The 9,666-nt window shown below is 63.5% G+C and carries 9 protein-coding genes and 1 tRNA gene; 5 read left to right on the forward strand and 5 right to left on the reverse strand.

From position 1 onward, the window contains the following. The 3 genes from V7Q81_RS12250 to V7Q81_RS12260 form a co-directional block, all read left to right on the forward strand. Positions 1 to 494: citrate/2-methylcitrate synthase (locus V7Q81_RS12250; RefSeq protein WP_333843697.1), on the forward strand; the 494-nt coding region annotated here is incomplete at its 5' end. A 78-nt stretch (positions 495 to 572) separates the two neighbouring features. Beyond that, positions 573 to 1,568, forward strand: coding sequence for an oxidoreductase (locus V7Q81_RS12255; protein WP_333843698.1), 996 nt, complete (start codon positions 573 to 575; stop codon positions 1,566 to 1,568). Between the two features lie 71 nt (positions 1,569 to 1,639). Further along, positions 1,640 to 3,556, forward strand: coding sequence for a propionate--CoA ligase (locus V7Q81_RS12260; RefSeq protein WP_333843700.1), 1,917 nt, complete (start codon positions 1,640 to 1,642; stop codon positions 3,554 to 3,556). A 158-nt stretch (positions 3,557 to 3,714) separates the two neighbouring features. On the opposite strand, the gene V7Q81_RS12265 is transcribed toward V7Q81_RS12260, so the two are convergent. Continuing rightward, a tRNA-Ser gene (locus V7Q81_RS12265) sits at positions 3,715 to 3,807 on the reverse strand. A gap of 76 nt (positions 3,808 to 3,883) precedes the next feature. Then, complete coding sequence (locus V7Q81_RS12270) at positions 3,884 to 4,231, reverse strand: hypothetical protein (RefSeq protein WP_333843701.1); 348 nt, start codon at positions 4,229 to 4,231, stop codon at positions 3,884 to 3,886. Positions 4,232 to 4,383: 152 nt separating this feature from the next. Between V7Q81_RS12270 and V7Q81_RS12275 the strand changes: the two genes are divergently transcribed. Continuing rightward, positions 4,384 to 4,974, forward strand: a complete 591-nt coding sequence (locus V7Q81_RS12275) for a tetratricopeptide repeat protein (RefSeq protein ID WP_333843704.1) — start codon at positions 4,384 to 4,386, stop codon at positions 4,972 to 4,974. Positions 4,975 to 5,041: 67 nt separating this feature from the next. Here V7Q81_RS12275 and V7Q81_RS12280 read toward each other — a convergent pair whose 3' ends face one another. Continuing rightward, the gene (locus V7Q81_RS12280; RefSeq protein ID WP_333843705.1) at positions 5,042 to 7,120 is read right to left on the reverse strand and encodes a sodium:solute symporter family protein; all 2,079 of its coding nucleotides are present in this window, start codon (positions 7,118 to 7,120) and stop codon (positions 5,042 to 5,044) included. Between the two features lie 3 nt (positions 7,121 to 7,123). Further along, the gene (locus V7Q81_RS12285; RefSeq protein ID WP_333843708.1) at positions 7,124 to 7,387 is read right to left on the reverse strand and encodes a DUF4212 domain-containing protein; all 264 of its coding nucleotides are present in this window, start codon (positions 7,385 to 7,387) and stop codon (positions 7,124 to 7,126) included. 202 nt (positions 7,388 to 7,589) lie between these two features. Between V7Q81_RS12285 and V7Q81_RS12290 the strand changes: the two genes are divergently transcribed. Beyond that, positions 7,590 to 8,264 carry a response regulator transcription factor gene (locus V7Q81_RS12290; RefSeq protein WP_333843710.1) on the forward strand — a complete coding sequence of 225 codons (675 nt, stop codon included), beginning with the start codon at positions 7,590 to 7,592 and terminating at the stop codon, positions 8,262 to 8,264. Here the strand turns inward: V7Q81_RS12290 and V7Q81_RS12295 are convergent. Continuing rightward, positions 8,261 to 9,666: DUF294 nucleotidyltransferase-like domain-containing protein (locus tag V7Q81_RS12295; protein ID WP_333843713.1), on the reverse strand; the 1,406-nt coding region annotated here is incomplete at its 5' end. The genes V7Q81_RS12290 and V7Q81_RS12295 overlap by 4 nt on opposite strands.

The raw sequence follows: 9,666 nt of genomic DNA on the forward strand, positions 1-9,666 counted from the left end.
CGATTGGGGCGCTCAAGGGGCCCAAGCATGGGGGGGCGAACGAGGTGGCGTGGCAGATTCAGGCGCGCTATGAGGCGCCTGAGGGGGCGGTGGCCGACATTCGGGCGCGGCTTTTGCGCAAGGAGGTGATCATTGGGTTTGGGCATCCGGTGTACACGGTGGCCGATCCGCGCAATCAGGTGATCAAGGCGGTAGCGCGGCGGCTGGCCGAGGCGCGGGGGGCGCACAAGCGTTTTGCGGTGGCTGAGGCGATTGAGCGGGTGATGGAGCAGGAAAAAGCGATGTTTGCCAATCTGGACTGGTATTCGGCGCTGGTCTATGCCCTGTTGGGCATTCCGACGGCGATGTTCACCCCGCTTTTTGTGATTGCGCGCACCACCGGCTGGTCGGCCCACGTGATCGAGCAGCGGCAAGACGGCAAGATCATCCGCCCGAGTGCAAACTACCTCGGCCCCGAACCCCGCCCCTGGGTGCCCATCGAACAGAGGGGGTAGGAGGAGCGCAGCTCGCGCCTTATTCCCTGGGGAATGTCAGGACTAGAATGGAATCAAGGGCACAGCGGAGGAGAGGTGATGGAAAGGTTCAAGGCGTTCAGAATCGAGGCGGTGGACAAGCAGATCCGCAGCGGCTTCGTCGATATGACCCTGGACGAGCTGGACCCCGGGGAAGTGGTGGTGCGGGTCGCTTATTCCGACGTGAACTACAAAGATGCCCTCGCTGCCACCGGCAAGGGCAAGATCCTGCGGCGCCCGGCGTGCGTGGGCGGGATCGATTTTTCCGGCACAGTGGTCTCTTCCACAGATCCGGCTTTCAAGCCGGGGGACAAGGTGCTTGCCACGGGCTTCGATCTGGGGGTCTCCCACCACGGAGGCTACGCCGAATATGCGCGGGTGCCTGCTGCCTGGTTGGTGCCTCTGCCTCCGGGCCTCACCCTCTTCGACGCCATGGCGCTGGGCACCGCCGGGTTCACGGCGGCCTTGGGCATCGCGCGCATGGAGCACGAAGGATTGAAGCCGGAGCAGGGCCCTGTCATCGTGACGGGGGCAACCGGCGGCGTGGGCAGCGTCGCCGTGGACGTGCTGGCGCGGCTGGGCTACCGGGTGGTGGCGCTGACGGGTAAGGAGGCGGAGACGGACTATCTCCTAGGCCTGGGGGCGGCAGAGGTGATGCTGCGCTCTAGCCTGGACCTCAGCACGATCCGGCCCTTGGACAAGGCCACTTGGGCCGGGGCAGTGGACAACCTGGGGGGCGAGGTCCTGGCCTGGATCGCCAGTACCATGCGGATCGGCGGCACCATCGCCTCCATCGGCCTCGCCTTGAGTCCGAACCTCAACACCACGGTGATGCCCTTCATCCTGCGGGGGGTCAGCCTCCTGGGGGTGGACTCGGTCAATTGCCCCATGGAGCTGCGGCACCGGGTGTGGGCGCGCCTCGCGACCGATATGCGGCCAGCCCATCTTCGCAGCATGATCCGCATCGTGCCGCTGGAGAGACTGCCTGCCGTGTTCGATGACTTCATCCTAGGAAGAGCGAAGGGACGCACCGTGGTGGAGGTGGCCGGCGGCTAGCCCCCGCGCCGTTCGCGGCCTGCGGCGGGGCCCTTTCTGCGCGATCGAGCACACACCAGAGGAGAGAAGACATGGGCGAGACGTACAAGGAGTTTCATCGGCGTTCCATCGAACAGCGCGAGGCTTTCTGGGCGGAACAGGCTGCCCTGGTGGACTGGCACGCACCTTTCGAAAAAGTTTTGGACTACAGCCGCCCGCCCTTCGTCAAATGGTTCGTCGGCGGACAGACCAATCTCTGCTACAACGCAGTGGATCGGCACCTCAAGGACCGGGCCGACCAGAGGGCCCTGATCTACATCTCCACCGAGACGAATCAGGAGCGGGTCTATACCTTCCGGGAGTTGCATCAGGAAGTGAACCGCTTTGCCGCGGTGCTGCAACACCTGGGAGTTGTCAAGGGCGATCGGGTATTGATCTATATGCCCATGGTTCCCGAGGCGATCTTCGCCATGCTCGCCACGGTGCGGCTGGGGGCGATTCACTCGGTGGTGTTCGGCGGATTCGCTTCTGGAAGCCTTGCGGCCCGCATCGACGACGCCAAGCCCAAGGTCATGGTGACCGCCGACGCGGGCATGCGCATGGGAAACAAGATCCCCTATAAGCACCTGGTGGACGAGGCCCTCCGGCTATCCCAGTTCCCGCCCGAGAAGGTGGTCATCGTGAATCGCGGGCTGGACCGCGAGATGCCTCTGATACCAGGGCGCGACCTGGATTATGCCGAACTGCGCGATCGACATCTGCACGCCCAGGTACCCGTGACCTGGCTCGAGGCGAGCGAGCCTTCCTACATCTTGTATACCTCTGGCACCACGGGGCGACCCAAAGGGGTTCAGCGGGACACGGGGGGGCATGCGGTGGCATTGGCCGCCAGCATGAAGTGGATCTACTGCGGCGAGCCGGGCGAGACCTATTTCGCCACTTCCGACATTGGTTGGGTGGTGGGTCATTCCTATATCGTGTACGGACCCCTCATCCGCGGCATGGCCACCGTGGTGTACGAAGGGGTACCCATCCGGCCCGATCCTGGGATCTGGTGGAAGATCGTCCAGGACCACAGGATCGCCGTCATGTTCAGCGCTCCCACTGCCATCCGGGTGCTAAAGAAACAGGATCCGAGCTACCTCAGGAAGTACGACACCTCGTCCCTCAAGCACCTGTTCCTTGCCGGCGAGCCCCTGGACGAGCCCACGGCCCGGTGGATCGCCGAGGCCTTGGGGGTGCCGGTCATCGACCACTACTGGCAGACGGAAACCGGTTGGGCGATCCTCACCGCAGTGCCCGGGGTGGAGAAGACCCCTCTCAAGTTCGGCAGCCCCAGCTTCCCCGCTTACGGTTACGACGTGCGGCTGCTGCACGAACAGACGGGGGAAGAAGTGGGCCCGAACGAAAAAGGGGTGGTGTGCATCGTCCCGCCGCTTCCGCCTGGCTGCATGTCCACCGTCTGGGGGCAGGATGAGCGCTTCGTCTCCACCTATTTCTCCAGCTTCAAGGACCGCTTGATCTACACTACTTTCGACTGGGGAATGCGGGATGAGGACGGCTACTACTTCATCCTGGGCCGCACTGACGACGTGATCAACGTGGCAGGCCACCGCCTGGGCACGCGAGAGATTGAAGAAGCCATCAGCTCCCATCCCGCCATTGCCGAAGTTGCAGTGGTCGGAGTGGCGGATCCACTGAAAGGCCAGCTCCCTTTGGCCTTCGCCGTGGTCAAAGACCCAAGCCGTATTGCCACGCCGGAGGGGCGCACGACGCTGGAAAAGGAGATCATGGGGGTCGTGGACAGCCAGCTTGGCGCCATCGCCCGGCCGTCCCGGGTGCATTTCGTTACCCTATTGCCCAAGACGCGTTCCGGCAAGGTGCTCCGGCGTTCCATCCAGGCGATTGCCGAAGGCCGGGATCCGGGGGATCTCACCACCTTAGATGACCCTACCGGCATCGAACAGGTGAAGGCGGCGGTGGCGGCAACCAAGGCCCAGGCGGCTTAGCCTCGAGCCCGCGATCCGGCCGGGCGCGGGGGAACCCACGCCCGCCATTTGCCTCATGGCGTTTCCGCCCGCGCGGTACATGGCGGTTCGAAATTTGGAGCGGGCTCTGCGTATCCCCCTCACCCAATAGAAACGCCCCGGGGCAGGGGCGTTTCATTTGGCGGAGAGGGCGGGATTCGAACCCGCGGTACGGCTTTTGGCCGTACACACGATTTCCAGTCGTGCACCTTCGACCGCTCGGTCACCTCTCCACACCGGGGCTCGCCGCGAAAGCGGGCCAAGGCCGCAAACATAAGGGAGAACGGGCCGCCTGTCAAAGACCTTATCCTATTGCCTGGAGCGCTGGAGCCTTTCCTCGTACTTTTGCACCATGGCCGTGCAGGCAGGATGGCCAGCGTATTCAGTCAAGCACAGCTTAAGCTTCTGCTGTCCGGCCCAGAACCAGACAAGGAAGACGAGAAAGAAAGCCACGAACCCCACGTGCTGATCCAGGATGAACCGGGGGGTGATGAACCGTACCACTCGGGTAACCGGGGAGGTGACGGTGCGCAGGATGAGATAAGGAAAGTTCTTTTCCCGGTTGGCTCCCGCCAGCACGTAGAGGATTCCCTGTCCGATCAGGGACAGGCCGACGATTTCGCACAGCAGCTTGAGGATGGAGAGAAACTGAAGCATTGAAGGCCCCGCCCGCAAAAAAAGCATAACACAATGGCCTTGCCGCAGGATGCGAGCCGCACCCTATGGCGTGCGAGAGGTTTTCGCTTGCGGGAGCGGGTTTCTGTGGGGAAAATGTAGCAAGCTCGCGAGAGGACGGCTCGCCCAGGACCATGGACTTCGACACCCTGCGCTATTATCTGCGGGGACGCATGTTCGAGCGGCTACGCCGCTACGACCAGGCGGAGCGGGAATACCGCACCGCCCTGCGGTTCGATCCGCGTTCGCCCAAGGTAACGAGCGCCTTGGGCTATCTGCTCGCCCGGCAGCAGCGTTACGAAGAGGCCCTGGGGTATTTCGAGGAAGCAGTGCGGCTCAATCCGAAAAATGCTCCTTTGCTTTTCGACTTGGGATTCGTGCGGGAGAAGCTGCGCCGCATCGGGCCAGCCATCGAGGCTTTCCAGGCAGCGGTCATGCTAGATCCCAAGCTGGATCGCGCCTGGTACGGCATGGGGATGTGCTATGCCATGCTGGGCCGGCACGAGGAAGCAGTGGGTGCATTCCAGCAAGCGGCCGAGCTCCAGCCCATGAACCCCCATGCCTGGTATGCCTTGGGTATGGCCTATCATCACACCCACAAGCCGGACAAGGTCAAAGAAGTGGTGCATCATTTGTTTCGCTTCGACCCTTTGATGACCCGCCAGCTCATCCGGGATGCGGAGCGGGCCGATCTGGCCCACCTGGTCAAGGACCTGAAGGTCTAGGAGGATAGACTCCGCAATAAAAAAAGGCCCGCGCAAGCGGGCCTTTTTCATGGTGCAGCGGGTCGGGTCAGGTAGCCCGGGTGTCGATGTCGCCCACCAGGCTGGGATAGCGGACGTGGTCCACCAGCTCGATTACCTCCTTGTTGGTGTTGGGGGCGATCAGGCTACCGATGATGGCGGCGATGAAGCCCGCTGGGATGCCAAATATCCCGGCGGAGATGGGTTGGATGCCGAGCCACATGTAATCCGAGATCGGGCCGGTGACCCCGAAGAGGCCCCGCATCCACGGCTGGGTGGTGGCCATGTAGTAAAAGCATACCCCCAGGCCCACCACCATGCCCAGGATGGCTCCCAGCTTGCTTGCTTTCTTCCAGAACACCCCCAGGACCAGGGCGGGGAAGAAAGCCGAGGCAGCGAAAGAGAAAGCCGCCGACACCAGGAACAGGATGTCGGCCGGCTTCTGCGCCGCCACGTAAGCGGCGAGCAGGGCCACGATCAGGAGCAGGGTCTTGGCCACCGCCAGGCGCCGGGAGGTGGGCGCGTTGGGGTCGATCATCTTGTAATAGACGTCGTGGGACAGGGCATTGGCGATGGTGAGCAGCAGCCCGTCCGCGGTGGACAGCGCCGCCGCGAGTCCTCCCGCCGCCACCAGGCCCGAGATCACGTAGGGCAGCCCGGCGATTTCTGGCGTTGCCAGCACGATGATGTCCCCATGCAGCGCGATTTCGGCCCGCTGGATGATGCCGTCGCCATTTACGTCGGAGAGGAACAACAAGGTGGGATCCACCGCCTGCCACAGGGACACCCAGCGCGGCAGCTCGGCGAAAGCCGAGCCCACCAGGTTGGCGTAGACCTCGTACTTCACCAGCACGGCCAGGGCCGGCGCGGTGAGATAGAGCAGGCAGATGAAGAACAAGGACCAGAACACCGATTGCCTTGCCTCCCTGACGCTTGGTGTCGTGTAGTAGCGCATCAGGATGTGGGGCAACGCCGCGGTGCCCACCATGAGGCAGAAGATGAGGGCGAGGAAGTTACGCCGCTTGACGGCGACATCCTGCTCGTCCTTGCCGGCGAAGATCTCCGCGTGCCGCTTCATGGGCGCGGCCCGGGCAGCCAAGCCCTCGTCCTTCTTCCATTGGGCCACGGCCGCCTCCAGAGTGGGCGGATAGTTCTTGAGGGCCTGCTCCGCCTTGGCGATTTCCTCGGCTGGCGCGTTGGCCGCCTTGAGCTGGGCAAGCCGCGTCTCCAGAGCCGCTTTGCCCTCTGCATAGGCCTTGGCCGGATCCTTCAGCGCCGCCTTGGCCGCTTCCGACTTCTGCTTAAAGATGTCCCGGACCTCGTTTTCCTTGGGATCGGCGAGGATTTTATCCTCGAGCTGGGTCACTTTCTGCAGCTGGTAGCCATAGACCACCCAGGGCAGCGGCACGCCGGTCTGCTTCGCCGCCAGCCAGACAGGCGGGATCAGATAGGCGATGATCAGGATGATGTACTGGGCCACCTGGGTCCAAGTGACCGCCCGCATACCTCCAAGGAAGGAGCACACCAGGATGCCGGCCAGGCCCATGAACACCCCGATGCCGAACTCGAGCCCCGTGAACCGGCTGGTGATGATGCCCACCCCCATCACTTGCGCCACCACATAGGTGAAGGAGCACAGGATGGCAGCGAACACCCCGATCAGGCGCGGAATGTGGCCCCCGTAGCGGGCCCCCAGGAAATCGGGGATGGTGAACTGGCCGAATTTACGCAGGTAGGGCGCGATGAACAGGGCCACCAGCACGTAGCCCCCGGTCCAGCCCATGATGAAGGCGAGCCCATCATAGCCCAGGAGGTAGAGGCTTCCCGCCATGCCGATGAAGGAGGCCGCCGACATCCAGTCGGCACCGGTGGCCATGCCGTTGAAGAAGGCCGGCACCCGTCGCCCCGCCACGTAGTATTCGGCCACGTCCGCCGTGCGGCTCATGATGCCGATGCCGGCATAGAGGGCGATGGTGGCAAACAGGAAGATGTAGCCGATCACCCGATTGGGGACGCCAAGGGCCTCCAGAATGGCCAGGACGATCACGAAGGCGACGAAACCGCCGGTGTAGAAGCTGTAATACTTCTTCAGCGCTTGGTTGAATTGAGCTTGGCTCGAGACGGCCATCGGTCATTCCTCCCCTTCCGCGACCCCGTACTCCTGGTCGAGCTTGTTCATGTATCGGGCATAAACCCAGATGATGATCAGATAGACGATCAGGGCTCCCTGGGCGCCGACCCAGAAGGGGAACGGGAAACCCAGGATCGTGATGGCACTTAGGCCCTTGGCGAAAAAGCCAATCACGTAGGTGACGAAGAACCAGATGAACAACAGGATCCCGGTGAGCCTCAGGTTCTTGCGCCAGTACTCCCGGTGTCGCTCGGTGAGCTGCATGGGCGTCCTCCTCTTGCGGTCAGTGGAATGCGGCCAAGTAGCCTGCTGTTTTTATTGAATCCTAAGCTAGAATAGCTTACAGAATCCTTACGCTCGCCGGATTCTTTCGGGGCCTTGGTTGATCTCAATGTAGCAACGGCCCCGGGCGAAGGCAAACGGCGGAGCGGGGGTCGCTCAAGCTCTGGGAGCGGGGGGAGGCGCCGTGAGAATCCTGGTGGTGGAAGACGACCCCGTGCTAGGGGAGGCGATCGAATTCGCCCTGAAAATCTCCAATTACGCGGTGGACCGGGTAGGCACCGGGGAGAGCGCCGATCAGGTGCTGAAGCGCCATCCCTTCGACCTGGTGATCCTGGACTTGGGGCTTCCCACCGTGGACGGGTTCGAAGTGTTGCGGCGGCTGCGGGCCCGCTTGAGCGTCACCCCCGTGCTGGTGCTTTCGGCCCGGGATGCGCCGGACGACAAGGCCCGAGTGCTCGACCTGGGTGCCGACGACTACATGGCCAAGCCTTTCAGCGTGAACGAGTTTCTGGCTCGGGTACGGGCGCTGTTGCGCCGCAGCCGGTACAGCCTCCCGTCCCAGATGCTGGGAGAGAACGTGAGCTACGACACGGTCACCCGGACCTTGCAAGTGCGGGGCAAAACCCTGCCCTTGTCGCCCCGGGAAGTGAGCGTGTTCGAGGTGCTGCTCCAGCACTTCGGCCGGGTGGTGAGCAAAGAGCAGCTGCTGGAACGGCTCTGCGGTTTCGACGACGGCGTGACCTTCAACGCCATCGAGGTCTACGTGCACCGCCTGCGGAAAAAGCTGGAAAATAGCGGCGTCACCGTGCGCACCTTCCACGGGCGAGGCTACCAGCTCGACCACGGGGATGCTTCCTAAATAGAGGCCCAGCCGGCCAATCCCGAGACCTGGTACTCCAGGGCAAGGCGCGCCTGCAGGCTTCGCGCCTGCTTGAGCGCCTCCTTGAGGACGCGGCGCTCGAGCCGGTTGAGCCCGTAGGGGTTCAAGCGGTTGTTGGGCGCCAGCCCTTCCAGGATTCTCTGGTGCTGGTGCTCGAGCCGCAGCCGCTGGATGTAGTAGAAAGCATCGACCCAGGCTTCTACTTCCTCACGGGGGATGTGCAGCGCCTGCGCCGAGCGCCGCAGCCGCTCTGCCGTGTTGGTGGCGGGCACCTGGGTCTGCAGGCTCAAGATGCGGGCGGCGTCCACGAACAGGGTGGCCCCGTTCATCTTCAGATCGATCGTGTTGCGGTACTCGCCGCTCGCTTCCACGGCGAAGTCCCGGAAAAAGCCCAAGGGCGGCCGATTGCGCAGAGCATTTTCCGCCATCTGGTGCAAGAAGCGGCGGTTCGCGCTGGCGCGAGCGAGCAGCCACTGGCGCAGCTCCAGCGCGAGGCGGGTTTCCCCGTGTAGGGGGCGGAAGTCGAAGAAGATGGAACCGTGCAGCAGGGCTTCCGGGCTGCCGCTGTCGATCCAGGCAGCGAATTTTCCCCGCCACTCTTCCGTGCTCAGGCACCACTGGGGATTGCCCGCCATGATATCGCCGCGGCACAAAGGGAAGCCGCATCGATCCAGGGCCAGATTGATGCGCTGGGCGAACGGCAGCAGCCGCTCCCGCACCGCGTGTGCCTTCGTGCCATCAGGGACTTCGAAGATGATCCCGTTGTCCTGGTCGGTACTCAAGGTCTGCTCCAGCCGCCCTTCGCTGCCCAGGGCAAGCCAGCACCAGCGGATCGGCGCCAGATCCGCGCCGCGCGCCTCCAGATCGATCGCCCGCTGGGTGAGCAGATCGTTGAGCGAGGCGATGAACTGGGTGAGCTGCTCCGCCGCCACGCCTTGGACGAGCATGCTCTGGGCCAGCTTGCGTACTTCCTCGCTCAACTGCTGCAAGCTCTCCAAGCTGTCAGCGCTGCGGATATCCTGGGAGAGCTGGCGCATGCTCACCCGCTGCAGGCTGAACAGGTCTCTTTCCGAAACGATTCCCAACAACTCACCGGAGTCCACCACCAGAACGTGGCGGATTCCGTGGCGCACCATGGTCAGGGCTGCCTCGTAGGCGGTGGCGTGGGGGGGCAAGGTGGTGAGGGTGCGGGTCATCACCCGCTCGATGGGCTCGCTCAGGCCGCGTTGGGGCAGGGCAACGCGGCTCAGCAGATCATGCAGGGTGAATATCCCGAGAGGACGTCGATCCTGGTCCACCACGATCATGGAGCCGATGCCGTGCCGCTGCATGGCTTCCAGCGCAGCTCCGATGGGTGTGTGGGGGGGACAGGTGACGGGGG

Source organism: Pelomicrobium sp., from assembly GCF_036803785.1.
Taxonomy (GTDB): domain Bacteria; phylum Pseudomonadota; class Gammaproteobacteria; order Burkholderiales; family UBA6910; genus Pelomicrobium.

Excerpts from the sequence above, each read along its gene's own strand:
- V7Q81_RS12280 (WP_333843705.1), bottom strand. The coding sequence starts at position 7,120 with ATGGCCGTCTCGAGCCAAGCTCAATTCAACCAAGCGCTGAAGAAGTAT.
- V7Q81_RS12255 (WP_333843698.1), top strand. The coding sequence starts at position 573 with ATGGAAAGGTTCAAGGCGTTCAGAATCGAGGCGGTGGACAAGCAGATC.
- V7Q81_RS12260 (WP_333843700.1), top strand. The coding sequence starts at position 1,640 with ATGGGCGAGACGTACAAGGAGTTTCATCGGCGTTCCATCGAACAGCGC.
- V7Q81_RS12275 (WP_333843704.1), top strand. The coding sequence starts at position 4,384 with ATGGACTTCGACACCCTGCGCTATTATCTGCGGGGACGCATGTTCGAG.
- V7Q81_RS12285 (WP_333843708.1), bottom strand. The coding sequence starts at position 7,387 with ATGCAGCTCACCGAGCGACACCGGGAGTACTGGCGCAAGAACCTGAGG.
- V7Q81_RS12270 (WP_333843701.1), bottom strand. The coding sequence starts at position 4,231 with ATGCTTCAGTTTCTCTCCATCCTCAAGCTGCTGTGCGAAATCGTCGGC.